The sequence below is a fragment of the Pseudomonas sp. B21_DOA genome (assembly GCA_030544685.1).
Lineage (GTDB): Bacteria > Pseudomonadota > Gammaproteobacteria > Pseudomonadales > Pseudomonadaceae > Aquipseudomonas > Aquipseudomonas fluorescens_AO.
This window is the reverse complement of record CP086683.1, coordinates 1,342,907-1,359,456: the sequence shown is the minus strand read 5'-3', so window position 1 is coordinate 1,359,456 and position 16,550 is coordinate 1,342,907. Positions and strand designations below refer to the sequence as shown.

Annotated in this window: 12 protein-coding genes; 3 read left to right on the top strand and 9 right to left on the bottom strand. The window is 61.5% G+C overall.

Features of this window, described 5'->3' with window-relative positions:
- Positions 1-180 precede the first annotated feature (180 nt).
- Both LJU32_06375 and hutC read right to left on the bottom strand, forming a co-directional pair.
- The gene (locus tag LJU32_06375) at positions 181-753 is read right to left on the bottom strand and encodes a HutD family protein (protein ID WKV89927.1); all 573 of its coding nucleotides are present in this window, start codon (positions 751-753) and stop codon (positions 181-183) included.
- Positions 750-1,460 carry a histidine utilization repressor gene (hutC, locus tag LJU32_06370; protein ID WKV91050.1) on the bottom strand — a complete coding sequence of 237 codons (711 nt, stop codon included), beginning with the start codon at positions 1,458-1,460 and terminating at the stop codon, positions 750-752. Before hutC ends, LJU32_06375 begins: the two co-directional genes overlap by 4 nt.
- Positions 1,461-1,606: 146 nt before the next feature.
- On the opposite strand from hutC, the gene LJU32_06365 reads away from it, so the two are divergent.
- Positions 1,607-2,971 carry a formimidoylglutamate deiminase gene (locus tag LJU32_06365; GenBank protein ID WKV89926.1) on the top strand — a complete coding sequence of 455 codons (1,365 nt, stop codon included), beginning with the start codon at positions 1,607-1,609 and terminating at the stop codon, positions 2,969-2,971.
- A gap of 121 nt (positions 2,972-3,092) precedes the next feature.
- Here LJU32_06365 and LJU32_06360 read toward each other — a convergent pair whose 3' ends face one another.
- Entirely contained in the window at positions 3,093-3,662 is a 570-nt protein-coding gene (locus LJU32_06360; GenBank protein ID WKV89925.1) for a lipocalin family protein, read from the bottom strand.
- A gap of 27 nt (positions 3,663-3,689) precedes the next feature.
- On the bottom strand, positions 3,690-3,944 hold the full coding sequence (locus LJU32_06355; GenBank protein ID WKV89924.1) for an outer membrane protein assembly factor BamE: 255 nt from the start codon (positions 3,942-3,944) through the stop codon (positions 3,690-3,692).
- 280 nt (positions 3,945-4,224) lie between these two features.
- Here LJU32_06355 and LJU32_06350 point away from each other — a divergent pair, with 280 nt between their 5' ends.
- On the top strand, positions 4,225-6,117 hold the full coding sequence (locus LJU32_06350) for a methyl-accepting chemotaxis protein (GenBank protein WKV89923.1): 1,893 nt from the start codon (positions 4,225-4,227) through the stop codon (positions 6,115-6,117).
- Positions 6,118-6,224: 107 nt separating this feature from the next.
- Here LJU32_06350 and LJU32_06345 read toward each other — a convergent pair whose 3' ends face one another.
- From LJU32_06345 to LJU32_06325, 5 genes are all read right to left on the bottom strand, one after another.
- Entirely contained in the window at positions 6,225-6,827 is a 603-nt protein-coding gene (locus tag LJU32_06345; GenBank protein WKV89922.1) for a DUF924 domain-containing protein, read from the bottom strand.
- Positions 6,828-6,829: 2 nt separating this feature from the next.
- Entirely contained in the window at positions 6,830-7,840 is a 1,011-nt protein-coding gene (locus LJU32_06340; GenBank protein WKV89921.1) for a class 1 fructose-bisphosphatase, read from the bottom strand.
- Positions 7,841-8,176: 336 nt separating this feature from the next.
- Positions 8,177-9,541, bottom strand: coding sequence for a DUF3999 domain-containing protein (locus tag LJU32_06335; protein WKV89920.1), 1,365 nt, complete (start codon positions 9,539-9,541; stop codon positions 8,177-8,179).
- Positions 9,538-13,119: a DUF2339 domain-containing protein gene (locus LJU32_06330; protein ID WKV89919.1), complete on the bottom strand. Its 3,582-nt coding sequence runs from the start codon at positions 13,117-13,119 to the stop codon at positions 9,538-9,540. Before LJU32_06330 ends, LJU32_06335 begins: the two co-directional genes overlap by 4 nt.
- 252 nt (positions 13,120-13,371) lie before the next feature.
- Complete coding sequence (locus LJU32_06325; GenBank protein WKV89918.1) at positions 13,372-15,822, bottom strand: glycogen/starch/alpha-glucan phosphorylase; 2,451 nt, start codon at positions 15,820-15,822, stop codon at positions 13,372-13,374.
- Positions 15,823-16,081: 259 nt separating this feature from the next.
- Here LJU32_06325 and LJU32_06320 point away from each other — a divergent pair, with 259 nt between their 5' ends.
- Positions 16,082-16,519: a YkgJ family cysteine cluster protein gene (locus LJU32_06320; protein ID WKV89917.1), complete on the top strand. Its 438-nt coding sequence runs from the start codon at positions 16,082-16,084 to the stop codon at positions 16,517-16,519.
- Positions 16,520-16,550: the final 31 nt, after the last annotated feature.

The window sequence follows — 16,550 nt, the reverse complement described above, 5'->3', positions numbered from 1 at the left end:
AGCGTGGTTTTGCGCCACGCTGGGGCGTTCGGTAACAAGTTGGTGCGTGGAGGGAAACAAGAGTGGGGATGGCTTGTGGCGAGGGGATTTATCCCCGATGGGCTGCGCAGCAGACCGCTTTTTAACCAGGAATGGGGCCGCTTCGCGACCCAGCGGGGATAAATCCCCTCGCCACAGGGGTCAGCTTTGGAGAAGTTCGACTATGCAGCAAGCGCCATGGGTGGAGACTTCGACCAGCCCACTGTTACCGTCCAGTTGCAGACAATCATGCCGACCGAGCTGCGAAACGCCGTCGCCAACACGCACGTCCATCCGCTCACTGACACTGAACACCAGCACCGTCGATGCCGAGCTGAAAAACCGCTGCTCACCCTCCAGCCATTGCAACCGCGCGCTGTAACGTTGCGGCGCATAGATCAGATTGAAATCGCGAATCGCACCGCCGAGCAACGTGCAGGACACCTGACTTTCGCCGCTGAAGGCAAACGGGTCGAGCGGTAACAGTGGCCGGGTATCGTCACCGTCGACACACAGAGTCATGCCGTCGCCCTGCAACACGGTGATGACTCGCTGGTAACCGGCGAATGTCGAGAAACCGCCCGATTCAGCGATGTCGGCAATCGACAGGCGCCAGCCGAAACCGTCCAGGCCAGTGCCGGCATCACGAGTGATTTCCTCGGTGCTGCCGCCGCCGTTTTTCCACGGCATGCGCGGGTAACCTTCAGCGCGTAAAACCTTCACTTGATGATTCATTTATGAAAGCGCCCTTCCAGACGATGGCGGGAACCGGGGTGGATCAAACGCGCCGCCGTCACCGGTTGACGCCCCGACCAGGTTCGCCGGCGAATCAGCAGGCACGGCTCGCCCTTTTCGATCTGCAGCAGCTTGCACTCCGACGGCTCGGCAAGAATCGCTTCGACCACGTGCTCGCCCTCGGTCAGCGGCGCGACCTGGTTGAGATAGGCATAGGGTGTTTGCAGGGTGAAATCCTGCTTGAGGTATTCCGGCGCGACCAGGGCGTTGACGAAACGGTCTTCGATTTGCACTGGAATGTCGTTTTCGTAATGCACGATCAGCGAGTGGAAGACCTTCTGGCCTTCGCGCATGTCCAGCGCCAGCGCGCGTTCGGAACCGGCGGCCTCTTCTTCGAGGGTGATGACCTGGCAGGTGTGGCGATGGCCGCGCGAGGCGATTTCATCGGCGATGTTGTGCACTTCGAACAGCGCAGACTGGCTCTTCGGTTCGGCGACAAACGTGCCCACGCCTTGCATGCGCACCAACAGGCCGTCGGCGGTCATCTCGCGCAGGGCGCGGTTGATGGTCATGCGGCTGAAGCCGAGCTGGCTGACCAGTTCGCTTTCGGAGGGCACGCGGTAGTGCGGCGGCCAGTTACCGCTGTCGATCTGCTGGGTGATCATCTGTTTGACGCGGGCGTACAAAGGCGCCGGACTGTCGCCCATGTTCGCGGCCAACGGAGAAACTGGAGGCGGAGTCGGCACGGTTGATCCCTGTTGATTGGATGAAAGTGACTAGCTTGCCGGAGTTTACCGGGCAGGCAAACGTCTGTATATGTATATACAAATAACACACGATGGGGTGCCGAACGATGTCCGCCTTCTTTGCCGAACGCGCACTGCTGCCTAACGGATGGGCCAACAATGTACGTCTCGAGGTCAGCGCCAATGGGCTGTTGACCCGAATCCAGGCCGATTCCAGCGCAGACGGCGCCGAGCGGCTGCGCGGGCCGTTGCTGCCGGGAATGCCCAATCTGCACTCTCACGCCTTCCAGCGCGCCATGGCTGGACTGGCCGAAGTGGCCGGCAACCCCAACGACAGTTTCTGGACCTGGCGCGATCTGATGTATCGCCTCGTCGGAAAAATCAGCCCCGATCAGCTCGGCATCATCGCTCGCCAGCTGTACATCGAAATGCTCAAGGCCGGTTACACCTCGGTCGCCGAATTTCACTACGTGCACCACGACAACAACGGCCAGCCGTACGCCGATCCGGCCGAACTGGCGCTACGAATCAGCCAGGCCGCGAGTGAAAGCGGTATCGGGTTGACCCTGCTGCCGGTGCTCTACAGCCATTCCGGTTTCGGCGGGCAAACACCCAATGACGGCCAGCGTCGTTTTATCAACAGCACTGAAAACTATTTGAATCTGCAAGCGCGTTTGCAGCCATTACTGGCGCAGCAGAAAGCGCAATCGTTGGGCCTGTGTTTCCACTCGTTGCGCGCAGTGACGCCGCAGCAGATCAGCGAAGTGCTCGCCGCCAGTGACAAGCAGATCCCTGTGCACATCCACATCGCCGAGCAGCAGAAAGAAGTCGACGATTGCCTGAGCTGGAGCGGTCGCCGTCCGTTGCAATGGCTCTACGAGAACGCTGAAGTCGATCAGCGCTGGTGTCTGGTCCACGCCACCCACGCCAACCCGCAAGAAGTCACGCTGATGGCCAACAGTCGCGCGATCGCCGGGCTGTGCCTGACCACTGAAGCAAATCTGGGCGACGGGATTTTCCCGGCAGTAGACTTTCTCGCCCAGGGCGGGCGCATGGGCATTGGCTCCGACAGCCATGTCTCGCTGAGCGTGGTGGAAGAGTTGCGCTGGCTGGAATATGGCCAGCGCCTGCGCGATCAGCGGCGCAATCGCTTGTATGGCGCGGACCAGCCGATGGTCGGGCGCACGCTGTATGACGCGGCGCTGGACGGCGGCGCACAGGCGCTGGGGCAGCCGATTGGTGCGCTGGAAGTGGGCAAGCGCGCGGACTGGATTGTGCTGGATGGCAGCGATCCGTATCTGGCGACGGCTTCGGGGGACGGGATTCTCAATCGCTGGTTGTTTGCTGGCGGCGATCGCCAAGTGCGCGATGTGCTGGTCAATGGTCAGTGGGTGGTGCGCGATGGCCGGCATGCTGGCGAAGAGGACAGCGCTCGCGCATTCACCCAGGTCCTGCGCGATCTCTTGGGCTGACCCAAAACCAAACTGTGGGAGCGAGCCTGCTCGCGAACGCGGTGTATCAGTCAATATTCATGTCGACTGATACACCGCGTTCGCGAGCAGGCTCGCTCCCACATTTGATTTGTAACGAGGCTTAATTGGACGTCTTGGCCATCTGCCGGTCCGACGCGCGCCAGATCAGGCGTGTGGTGTCGTAACCCTGCTGACGCGCCTTGCTCAGCAATTCTTCGCGTACCACACCGTTAACGGTTGGCGTGCGTGACAACAGCCACATGTACTTGCGACTCGGGTCGCCGACGATGGCGGTCTTGTAATCGTCGCTGACGTACAGCACCCAGTACTCGCCCTTCGCCACGCCCGGCACCAGGCGCGAGAACCAGTTATCGAATTCGACCCAGAGCTTGTCGGTCTTGCCCGGCACCTGTGGATAAGCCGTGCCTTTGGCCTCTTCCCACTGCCACTCCGGGGTCAGGCAACGGTTGAGCACGCCGACGTTACCGTCAGGCTTGAGGGTGTAGTGGGCTTCGGATTGCGCGCAGTGGCGCTGAAAGAACATCGGCAAGCGTGCCAATTCATACCAGGTGCCCTGATAACGCTTGAGATTGACACTGTCGACGGTCTTGGGCGCCAACGGGTCGACGCCGGAAGTGGCGCAGCCAGCCAGTACCAGGCCAGCGAAAAGGATCAGCAATAACCGCTTCATTTTTTCTCCGTGGGCGCGAAGCCCGGTTTACTTCAGGCCTTGGCCGGAAAACATCAGCACTTTGTCACCGGCGTACTGCACGCTGATAAAGCTGTTCTTGTCGCCCCAGGTGCAGCTGGACATACCGAGCGCGCCCGAGCAATCGGTGGGCTTGCCGAGGAGGGTTTCCACTTCGGACTTGGCCATGCCGGCCGAGAGCTTGGAGTAGTTTTCCTGATTGACCTTGCTGCATGCGGCCAACAGCACGCAAAACGACAGCAGGGCGATAGATCGCAGCGACATGGTGAAACTCCTGGAACGAGGGGGATGGCATGGTGCCAACCAGAAGCTTAGAAGAGAAAAGTGTCATCTGGTTCCGTGCCCGAACGCCTATTTATCAGCCCGCCCGTCTGGCTTTTGCCGATAAATCAAAAACTTTGTGAAGCTGTCGAGCATTTCGTCGACTTTCCCCGCAAGCGCCTAATCTTTGGCGCGGCGCGGTCGAAATAAGAGCAGCGCAACGCTGCCGAATATGGCAAATTGCCGCCCTTTCCTGACCAGCCCCTTCGCGGTAGTTCATTCGATGACCAGAAACATGAAATTCAGCCACAAGATTCTGCTGGCTGCTGCCCTTGTGGTGGCCGTTGCGTTCGCCTGTTTCATCTTCTTCAACGACTATCGCCAGCGTCAGGCCTTGAGCAGCAGCACCGAAGCGACCATGCAGGAGCTGGGCAGCCTGACCACCAGCAACATCCAGACCTGGCTGGAAAGCCGCATTCAATTGCTGCAATCGCTGTCGCAGCAAGTCGCCGTCGATGGCAATGCGCCCGCCAGCCTCAAGCGCATCATTGACCTGCCCGCCTACACCGGCAATTTCCAGCTCAGCTATTTCGGTGGCGCTGACGGTGTGATGTTCTCGGTGCCGGCCGGCAACCGTGCGCCGGACTACGATCCACGGGCGCGCGGCTGGTACAAAGCCGCCAATAGCGCACAGCAGACCATCGTCACCGAACCGTACATCGCCGCTTCGTCGGGCAAACTGGTGATCACCGTCGCCACCCCGGTGCAGCGTCAGGGCCAGATGCTCGGCGTCGCTGGTGCCGACATTGATCTGACCAGTGTCAGCGCGATCATCAACTCGCTGAACTTTGGCGGCCACGGTCATGCATTCATCGTCAGCGCCGAAGGCAAGATCCTGATCCACCCGGACAGCAAACTGGTGCTCAAGTCCCTCGCCGAGGCCTATCCGAACGGCGCGCCTCAAGTCAGTCCGGGCCTGAAAGAAGTCGAGTTCGACGGCAAGACCCAGCTGATTTCCTTCACGCGCGTCAACGGCGTGCCGTCGGCTGACTGGTACGTGGCGCTGGTGCTCGACAAAGACACCGCGTTCTCGATGCTCAGCGAATTCCGCACCTCGGCACTGATCGCCATGGTCATCGCCGTGCTGATCATCATCGGTATGCTTGGCATGCTGATTCGCGTGCTGATGCAGCCACTGCTGACCATGGGCCGTGCGATGCATGACATCGCTGAAGGCGAAGGCGACCTGACCAAGCGTCTGGTGATTCACGGCAACGATGAATTCGGCGCGCTGGGCACTTCGTTCAACCGCTTCGTCGAACGCATTCATACGTCGATCCGCGAAGTGTCCTCGGCCACCGGCCAGGTCAACGAAGTCGCTTTGCGCGTGGTCGCGGCATCGAACTCGTCGATGTACAACTCCGACCAACAGGCCAGCCGCACCAACAGCGTCGCCGCCGCGATCAATCAGCTCGGCGCCGCCGCCCAGGAAATCGCACAAAACGCCGCCCTCGCCTCGCAACACTCCAGCGATGCGCGCAGCCTCGCGGTCGATGGCCAGCAGGTGGTGGATAAAACCATTCAGGCCATGCAGCAACTGTCGGCAAAGATCAGCGACTCCTGCGGCAACATCGAAACCCTGAACAGCAACACGGTGAACATCGGCCAGATTCTAGAGGTGATCACCAGCATCTCGCAGCAGACCAACCTGCTCGCACTCAACGCGGCTATCGAAGCTGCGCGCGCCGGTGAGGCCGGTCGTGGCTTCGCCGTGGTCGCCGACGAGGTACGCAACCTCGCGCACCGCACCCAGGATTCGGCGCAGCAAGTGCAGAAGATGATCGAAGAGTTGCAGGTCGGCGCGCGCCAGGCGGTGACCATCATGACCGAGAGCCAGCGCGAGAGCGAAAGCAGCGTCGGCATCGCCAACCAAGCCGGCGAGCGTCTGGGCAGCGTGACCCAGCGCATCGGCGAAATCGACGGCATGAACCAGTCGGTAGCCACCGCGACCGAAGAACAGACCGCCGTGGTCGAGTCGATCAACGTTGATATCAACGAGATCAACACCCTTAATCAGGAAGGGGTGGAGAACTTGCAGGCGACGTTGCGCGCGTGTTCGGATCTTGAGCAGCAGGCGGCGCGGTTGAAGCATCTGGTCGGCAGCTTCAGGATTTAAGCTGCGGCCTCAGGCCTCTTCGCGAGCAGGCTCGCTCCCACAGTGGAATGCATTTCAATTGTGGGAGCGAGCCTGCTCGCGAAAGCGGCATAAGCCGCACTGAAGATTCAGAATCTTGAACCGGGCCTGGACAGAAACTCCAATTCCTCAGCCGTAGACTCCCGCCCCAACACCGAATTGCGGTGCGGAAATCTTCCAAACCGGGCAATCACCTTCCGATGCCGCTCGGCATAGTCCAGGTTATCGGCAAACACCGCCCGCTCCGATTCCGGCTGTTCAGACACCAATTCGATAAATCTGGAAACCGCCTCGTTCTGCACCGCGAGGTTTTCGCAGTGTTCGAACACCAGGTAAATGAATACGCGCTGAATCGGCTTCAATTGCCGATCAAAATCCGCCGCAACGCCTTGCGCGACGAGTTTCTGCGCGCGCAGATCACCGGAAAACGCTTTGGGGGTATTGCGATAGATCATGCGTGGCAGTTGATCAAGCAACAGCACCACCGCCAGCCAACCTTCGGGACATTGCGTCCACTCGGTCAATTCGCCAGCCAGGGCCTGATCGACAAAGACCCCGAAACGCGTCTGCGCTTCGAGGTCTTGGCTGTCTCGCTTGCCGAACCACAACTTGCCCTTTTCAGCCGCTACTGCATTCGGTGATTCAGCGTGTCCGAACCACCAGTCAAGCAACGGCTGCCAGGGTGCAGTCATGTTTATTCCTTGTGGTAAGCCGTGGCGCGTGCGACTTCTTCTTTCGAGCCGAGGAACACTGCAACGCGCTGGTGCAGGCCTTCCGGCTGAATGTCGAGAATGCGCTGGTGACCATCGGTGGACGCGCCGCCGGCCTGTTCGACGAGGAATGACATCGGGTTGGCTTCATACATCAGGCGCAGCTTGCCCGGTTTCGACGGCTCACGGCTGTCGCGCGGGTACATGAACAGACCGCCACGGGTCAGGATGCGGTGTACGTCGGCAACCATCGCCGCGACCCAACGCATGTTGTAGTTCTTTTTCAGTGGACCTTCTTCACCGGCCAGCAGCTCGCCGACATAGCGCTGCACCGGGGCTTCCCAGTGACGCTGGTTGGACATGTTGATGGCGAATTCCTGAGTGGTTTCAGGAATGGTGATGTCTTCGTGGGTCAGGACGAAGCTGCCCATTTCACGGTCGAGGGTGAAGCCTTTGACGCCGTCGCCCAGGGTCAGCACCAGCATGGTTTGCGGGCCGTAAATCGCGTAACCGGCGGCAACCTGTTGGGTGCCTGGCTGCAGGAAGGCTTTTTCGTTCAGCGGCTCGTTCTGGCTCAGGTATTCGTTCGGGCAACGCAGTACCGAGAAGATCGTGCCGACCGGGGCGTTGATGTCGATGTTCGACGAGCCGTCCAGTGGGTCGAAGACCAGCAGGTACGCGCCTTTCGGGTATTTACCGGGGATCTGGTAGGCATTGTCCATTTCTTCGGACGCCATGCCGGCCAGGTGACCGCCCCATTCGTTGGCTTCGAGGAGGATTTCGTTCGACAGTACGTCGAGCTTCTTCTGCACTTCGCCTTGCACGTTCTCGGTGCCCATGCTGCCCAGAACACCACCCAGGGCGCCTTTGGATACGGCGTGGCTGATCTCCTTGCAGGCACGCGCCACCACTTCGATCAAAAAGCGCAGATCGGCAGGAGTGTTGTTGCTGCGGGTCTGCTCAATCAAATAGCGACTCAAGGTAACGCGGGACATGGACGGCTCCGGTGGAATGGGGGCGGAAAACCCGCGCAGTTTACAGGGAGTCTGAAAACCTAGCGAGCGAAGACGCCGGCTAACGTGCGCCTGGGTGTATTTGCCTGTATGAGACGTGATTGTCGGTGGAGAGTTCAGGTGTCGGCTTGAGCGTAGTTGGAAATGGGGCGGGTGGTGATTGAGTGATAGCGGCAGTTTGATGATTTTGTTGTTTGACCGGCCGCCATCGCTGGCAAGCCAGCTCCCACAGGATGTGTGGTGTACACAAAATATGTGAACGACCGAGTCACTGTGGGAGCTGGCTTGCCAGCGATTGGCGCGCAGCGCCGGCCATGCTCAGGTATTGGCTGGCGGCTTGCGCAACAGGCTGAACGCCATCGCCCCGAGAAACACCACACTGAGCAGCAACACCGCCCACAGCCCGAACTTCTTCCAATTGGTTCCGGCCACCGCAGCCGTCGTCGCCGTTGAGGTTTGCGTGGCCACTGCTTCGTCCTGCACCGTCGCCTTGCCCAGGCTCGCCAGCTTCTCTGGCTTGAAATCCGGAATCAACGTTGCCAGCGGCAGGTTCGCGGTTTTCACCGTGGCATTGCCCAAGGCCAGGCTGTAAGGCCCTTCGCCCCGGGCGAGGAAAATCACCTGCGTGGCGCGCACCGCGTATTTCAGGTCCGGCGCCTGCTCACCCAACCCGCCGCCGCGCTCATCCACGGTCAGCTTGAGTTGCTGCACGGTCTGCCCGGACAGCGGGATTTCGTTCTGCACCACGTCCTGATTGCTCTGGCTCAGGCGATAGAGCAAACCGCTGCTCAGTGTCTGCCACGGCAAGTTGCTCTCACGCCGACCGGCCAACGTCACCGGCGCCAGACTGTTCGGCTGTTTCAGCTCAACCTGCACCCGCTCGACATTCAGCCCCATCGGCAATTGCCAGGTGTACTCCCCGGACTTGGTGCTGCTGCCGGCTACGCTTGACGACCAGACCAAAGGCAGCGGCAGGTTGCGCGGGTCGCTGCTTTTCAGTTGCGCCGAGGTCAGGATCGGCGCCGAACCCGGCGACTCCCACAGCAGGCGCACGTAACGCGCGGTCTGCCCCGGCAGGCTCACTTGGTGCTGTTCGATGCGCTCATCGGAAAAGGTCAGCCGTGCCACTTGGCCCTCGCCCCATGACTGCCAGTGCTGCAGATCGTCGCTGGCCTCGATGCTGAAACGCTGGAAACCGTCGCGCTCGCTGGTCCAGTCGAGGATCAACTGCTGCAACGGTGCCTTGATTGCACTGGCATCCAGCAGCCAGCCGCGCAGCACTTCTTCGCCCGCCTCCAGTTGCGAGGACGGTTGCACTTCGACCAGCGTGCCGTTGATGGTCGACTGCACGCGCACGTTCGGCGCACGTTCGCTGGCGTCAGCGGCGTTGTACAGCGGGAACCACTTGACCTCGTGCAGCTTGCCGTCGTCACGGGTCTGCGCCGATTCGCGAGCCAAGGCGTAGGCCTGCGCTTCGCCGGCGGCGTTGAACACACGCAGATCGCTGAGATCGGTCTGGCGCGCCTGCAATTGCGCGCTCAGCGGCAGGTCGAGGCGATACCACGGGCCATTGCCACTCACCGACAACGGCACCTGCGTGGCGAAGTCCGCCGGTTTTTCCTGAGCACCGGCCACCATCACCACGCCCAGCGCCAACCACCCCAGATTCAGCATGCGACTCAAGATGCAACTCCTTCGGTTTCCGGCGCGGGTTTGTCCGCCGCCGGTTCAGCCTCGACGCGTTTGGGTGGCAGCGGCGCGAAGTAGCCGACCACCAGCAGCAACACGCCAACGCCGATAAACGAGACGATCCGGGCGAGGCCGCCACGGTTGCTCAGTTCGACAAAAATCAGTTTGGCCACCACCAGCGCAATCAGCGCCGCGCCGATCAGCCACACTTCGCGGCGGTGGCGCAGATGACCGCCGATCATCAGTCCCAGCGCCATCAACGTCCAGACGATCGACAGGCCGGCCTGCACCAGCATCGACGCGAGCAGTTGATCGAGCTCGAACGGGATGCCGGCCCAGTGATGCGCAGCGCGGGTGACCAGCGCGGTGCAGAACGCGAACAGTGAAACCCCGGCGATCAGTTGCGTGGCGTGGTCGGCGTAGTCCTGGCGGATCGACAACTGCGCAACGGCGCTGCGCGACCAGATGTAAACGCCGAACAGCGCAAACAGCAGACCCAACTCCAGCGGATTAAGCAGCGGCACGTAAGGCAAGGGTTCGGCATTGCCATTGCTGACGCCATTGGCCAGCCAGAACCACGCCAGCATCAGCACCGCCAGCGGTGCCGCTGCGTACAAGCGGTACTCGCGAGCAAAAGCGGCGACCGGCCACGGCCAGTTGCGAGGTGCCGCCATCAGCAGCAGATACAGGCTCGGCAGAATCGCCCAGCCCAGCCAGCGCCAGGCGTTGTATTGCTCGGACAACAACAGCAGGCCGTAACGCAACTCCAGCGCCAGCACGCCAATCAGCAGCCAGCAACCGAGCACATGGGCGGCGCTCAACGCGCGCGCCGGCAACATCGACGCCAAGCGGCGCAAGCTGAAGAAATGCACCGCGAACAGCGCCGGCCACGCCAGCCAGCCGAAGTCGGCGGCCGGGTGGTAGCGCGAATGCCAAGCGCCGAGCAAAACCAGCGCCGCCGCCGGAATCAGCAAGGTGCAGAGCAACCCCAGCGCCGGCCACTTCAGACGCAGCGACAAAATCGTCCACAGCGCCATACTGATTGCAGCGACGAACAGCAACAACGCGCCCTGCAGATCCGGCGGAGCAAACCGCAGCACTTCGCTGACCCACGCCAGCATCCACCAGGCAGCACCCCAGACCAGCAGCACCTGCGATAAGCGCTGCAAACTCCAGGCATCAAAAGCAGTGGCATGGTTGCCCAATTGCAAGCGCCACGCACCGATCAGCGCGGCCAGCCCCAGCACCAGCGGCGTCCAGAAACCACCGTGGGCAAACGGTTTCAGCCCTTCGCTGGATAGCGGCCCGAGCCATTCGGGGCCGGCGAGCACAAACGCTGCGCCGCCGATCACCTGCAACAGCAGGCCGAAAACGAAACTCAGACGCTGTTGCAGGTACAGGCTCAGCCAGATGATCAGCAAGCCGCTGGCCGCCCAGACCGCACTCGCGGTTTGCCACGGCAGCACGAACAGCACCGCCAGATTGATCAGCACCAGCCCGGCCAGCAAGATCACCGATAAGCCGCGAAGCAAGCGCACATCAGCGCGCACCATCTCATCGCGAGCCGCGAGCAGCATGCCGCCGATCAAGGCCAGCCCGATCAGCGACGCACTGAGCAAACCGCTCCAACCGGCGCTGAACACCGCCGCCGATTCTTCGCCGGCACTTTGCAGGCGCAGCAGGAACAACGCGCCGCCCAGCAACTGCACGGCGAACGCGGTAAACAGGAATGTGCGCGATTGAATTCGCAAGCCAACAAACAATGTCGCCAACCCGGCCAACGCCCAACTGATCGCCGTGCCCTGGATGAACAGGAACAACGGTGCCAGCAGATACAGGAACGTCAGGCCAAGACATGCCAGCACTGGCAGACCTTGGCGTTCCCACGGCGATGTCTGCTCAGGCGTAGCCTTGCGCAGTTGAAGGAAACTGAACAGCAGCGCGGCGCCGAGCATCAGCGCGCCCAGCGGTGCGCCGTCGAGCAGGCTGCTCTCGCCGAGCTGCACCTGGCTGAGAAACGCCAGCGCCGAACCCAGTTGCAACAACAAGGCAAAAGCGCGGGCGAACGGCCGATGCTGACGTAAACCAAGCCAGAAAATCCCCGCGCCTTCCACCGCCCACGCTGCAGAAGTCCAGCGCGCATCGAGGCCCAGCGGAATCGCCAGGCTGGCAAAAATCACCCCTAGCGCCAGGCAGGTTTCGCCCAGCAACATCGCGCGTCCACCCATCAGCGCTTTGGCCAGCGTCATGTAGATCATGCCCAGCGCCAGCGCGCTGAAGGCCGCCGCAAATTCCAGATGCTGAACCAAGGCGAACTGCAAACCGAAGCCAATGATCGGCGGGCCGAACAACATGCTGCCGTCGACGTAATCGCCCTTGCGGGCCGACCATTGCAGCAGCGCCTCGCGATCAGCCTCAGCCGGGGCATCGGGCAGGTCGCGCAATTTGCGCCGGGCGAACAGCAGGCCAATGCCGAGGTACATGAGGAAAAACACAATCAGGAACGGCTCGGTACTCCACAGCAGTTCCGGCGTATACGAACGCAGACCCCAGGCGAACCCGATACCGAAGGTGCCGACGAAGCCGATCAGGTTGAGCAGGCGCCAGGCCTTGAACCAGGCGATAGCAAGAATGCCGGCGTTGAGCAGAGCGAAATAGCTGAACAGTGCGACGTGATTGCCTTCGCCGGTAGAAGTGAGAATCGGCGCGGCGAAACCGCCCAACGCTGCCGCTGCGGCCAATCCCAGCGCGTCCTGAGTAATCGCCAAAATGGCCGAGAACACCGTCACCGCGACCAGCAAACCGAGTGCAGCGGACGGATCAAGCAACGGATGCAGACGCATCGCCGCAAACACCGTCAGGTACAACACCGCGATGCCGGTGCCTTGCAGCATCAATGCATAGTTGCTGTTGCGTCGGCGCAGCCACCAGCCCAGCGCCAGCAGGGCCAACGCCGCTGCCGCAACCCCGGCGTAACGCAACTCGATCGGCACCACCATGCCTTCGGTGGCGTAACGCAGCAAAAACGCCAGGCCGAAAAACAACAGCACTACACCGACGCGCAGAACAGTGTTGCCGCCAAACAGCCAATTGCGCGCAGCGCTGATGCCGCGTTCGATCAGGTTCGGGCCACGCGGTTCGGCAGGTTTTTGTGTTGGGGCAACGGGAGCCGGTTCGGCGCGCCAGGCATCGGCGGGCAGCGGCTGGCTGGTTTCGCGGGCGACGGCGGAGATGGGTTCCAGTTCGGGCGGCAGTTCCCAGATCAGCTCAGGGCTCGGGGCAGCCTGCTCAGCCACGTCGACGGGTGCGGCGACTGGCTCGGCTTCAGGTGGCGGCGCGGGCGCATGCGAGGGCGAACCCTCCAGCACAAACAGCCGCTGAGCCACGCCTTGCAAGGCTTCGCGCACTTGCTCGAGTTGACGCTGTTGCTCCGCCGCCTGCGCGCCCAGACGCGCGATGCGCAGCATCTGGCCGATGACCAGCCCCAGCAGCGCACCCAACAGCGCACCACTGAACGACTCGTCGAGCAGTCCACCGAGCATCAGCCCGATCAACATGAACATCCATTGCATGGTCGATATCCCTAAGCAGCCCCGGGGCGGGGCGAGTCCGGCGATGGCTTCAGTCTCAGGCACAAACCGTGTGGGAGCGAGCCTGCTCGCGAAGGCGGATTGTCAGCCAACATTTCTGTTTAAGTCGACGATCGCTTCGCGAGCAGGCTCGCTCCCACAGGGTACCGCGGTGACTGATGCCTTTTAACCGGCGCTCAGTATATCGATCCGGCCCAACAAACGTTGGGCCTTGCGCAGATTTGTCGCGGAAAGTTACTCCAGTGCTTTCCAGATATCCGTGGCGTACTCGCGAATCGTCCGGTCGGAAGAGAACCAGCCCATCCGCGAGGTGTTGAGCACCGCCGAACGCCACCAGTTCTGCGAATCATGCCAGTGCGCATCAACACGCTTCTGCGCTTCCCAGTAGGAGTCGAAGTCGGCGCAGACCAGGAAGCGGTCATAGTCGATCAGCGAGTCGATCAACCCGGTGTAACGCGAGGTATCGTCCGGCGAGAACACACCGCTGCGAATCGCTTGCAGCACATCGTTCAAACGATGGGAGGCGGCGATGTCGGGCACGGCGCTGAACTCGTGGTTCTGCTTGCGCGCTTCAACCTGTTGCGCACTGAGACCGAAGATGAACATGTGCTCGGCACCGATGCGCTCGCACATTTCCACGTTGGCACCGTCGAGGGTACCGATGGTCAGCGCGCCGTTGAGGCCGAACTTCATGTTACTGGTGCCCGACGCCTCGAAACCGGCGGTGGAAATCTGCTCGGACAGGTCCGCCGCCGGGATGATGCTCTCGGCCAGGCTGACGTTGTAGTTGGGCAGAAACACCACTTTCAGCAGGCCACGCACGGTCGGGTCGTTGTTCACCACCCGAGCGATGTCGTTGGTCAGCTTGATGATCAGCTTGGCCTGGTGATAACTCGCCGCCGCTTTACCGGCGAAGATCTTCACCCGTGGCACCCAATCGACTTCCGGCTCGGCACGAATCGCTTGGTACAACGCCACGGTGTGCAGCAGGTTGAGCAACTGGCGTTTGTATTCGTGGATGCGCTTGACCTGCACGTCGAACATCGCCGCCGGGTTGACCGCAATCCCCAGGCGCTCGTGAATCAGATAGGCCAGCGCCTTCTTGCTGTGCAAACGCTGCTCGGCGAAGGCTTTGCGGAACGCAGTTTTCTCAGCGAACGGCTCGAGCTCGAGCAGGCGTTCTTCGGGATGGTCGAGCACGTCCGGGCCAAGGGCATCGACCAGCATTGAGGTCAGTTCCGGGTTGGCCTGATATAACCACCGGCGGAAGGTGATGCCGTTGGTTTTGTTGTTGATTCGTTCCGGGTAGAGCTTGTGCAGTTCGGCGAATACGGTTTTGCGCATCAGTTGCGTATGCAGACCGGACACGCCGTTGACGCTGTGCGAACCGAGGAACGCGAGGTTGCCCATACGCACCCGGCGGCCGTTGTCTTCTTCGATCAGCGACACCGCACGTAGCACGTCGAAGTCGTGGATGCCCTTGGCCCGCAACGAATCGATGTGCTGCGCGTTGATCAGGTAAATGATCTGCATGTGCCGGGGCAGCATGCGTTCCATCAGCCCGACCGGCCAGGTTTCCAGCGCTTCCGGCAGCAGCGTGTGGTTGGTGTACGACAACGTATCGACGGTGACTTGCCATGCCGCGTCCCATGCGACGTCGTAGACGTCGACGAGTTGGCGCATCAGTTCGGCCACGGCGATTGACGGGTGAGTGTCGTTGAGCTGGATCGCCGCGTGATCACCGAGGGTCAGCACCGAGGTGTGCATGTTGCGATGACGGCGCAGCAGATCCTGCAGCGAGGCGGCGACGAAGAAGTATTCCTGCCGCAAGCGCAGCTCTTGCCCGGCTTCGGTACTGTCTGCCGGGTAGAGGACGCGGGAGATACTTTCGGCGCGGGCCACTTCCGCCACGGCGCCCAGGTGGTCACCGGCGTTGAAGCGCTCCAGGTGCAGGTCTTCCATGGCGCGGGCACGCCACAGGCGCAAAGTATTGACGCTCGCCCCGCGCCAGCCGACCACCGGCGTGTCGTAGGCAATCGCCCGCACGGTTTCCGCCGGCGACCAGACCTGACGAGTCTTGCCCGAGGCATCGGTGACGGTTTCGACGCTGCCGCCGAAGCCGATCGGGTACACCACTTCCGGCCGCTCGAATTCCCACGGGTTGCCGAAATCCAGCCAGTGCTCGGTTTGCTCCTGCTGCCAGCCATCGACAATCGCCTGACGGAACAAGCCGTGCTCATAACGAATGCCGTAGCCATGGCCGGCGATGCCGAGGGTCGACATGCTTTCCATGAAGCACGCCGCGAGACGTCCGAGGCCGCCGTTGCCGAGCGCCGCGTCGGGCTCCAGCAGGCGGATGCGCTCAAGATCCACGCCCAGTTCGGTCAACGCTTCACGGGCCACGTCGAGCAGACCGAGGTTGCTCAGGCTGTCATAGAGCAAACGGCCGATGAGAAACTCCAGCGAGAGGTAATACACCCGCTTCTGGCCTTTGCGATAGATCTGCCGGGTGTGGTCCATCCAGTGCTCGACCATGTGATCACGCGCAGCCAGGGCGATGGCTTCGAACCAGTCATGGTCGAAGGCGTGATCGGGGTCTTTGCCCACGGCGTAGGTGAGTTTGGTCAGGACGGCGTCGCGGAATGCGGCCACCTCTGCTTCGCGAACTAGTGGTTCTTGAGTCATCAACAGGACCTCGAGCGAGCGGGAATTTTCTGAGCCTAGACGGTCTGACCGGCGGTAACGGCTCTGGTTCGGCAGTATTTGCGCGGACTGTGCGCCAGTGCGACATAACCTTGGCGGATGAGCCAATGAATGCAGGGGCCGTGCCGTCCTGTCGGGCAAAATGCGGCGGCTGCGAAAAAATCCGGCGAAAGGTTGTTCAAAATTCCACCGCTCCCGGTATGATCGCGCGCCCTGATGCATACACGCCTGGTAACTCCCAATGATGAAGCCCAACCTGATCGCCGCCGCCGAGATTGATCGTCTCGATACGTGGGCGAAATACTCGGCACCGATGTGCGGCTCGTGCATGTCCAGTTGTTGCACGCTGCCGGTCGAAGTGAAGATCAAGGACCTGGTGCGCATCGGTGTGGTCGACGAGTTCGAACTGGGCGATCCGCCGAAGAACATCGCCAAGCGTCTGCAGAAGGAAGGTCTGGTCGAGCGTTTCAATCAGAAGTCGGGGATCTTCACCCTGCAGCGCATGAGCAACAACGACTGCTATTACCTGGATCGTAAGAGCCGCCTGTGCACCATTTATGACAAGCGCCCGGACACCTGCCGCAACCACCCGAAAATCGGCCCGCGGCCTGGGTATTGCGCATACAAGCCAAAGGAAGTCGAGCGCGTGCAGAATTTCCGCGCGATCGAGAAGTTCTGATCGGTCTTGAGATTTTCAGCGGCTGACCGGC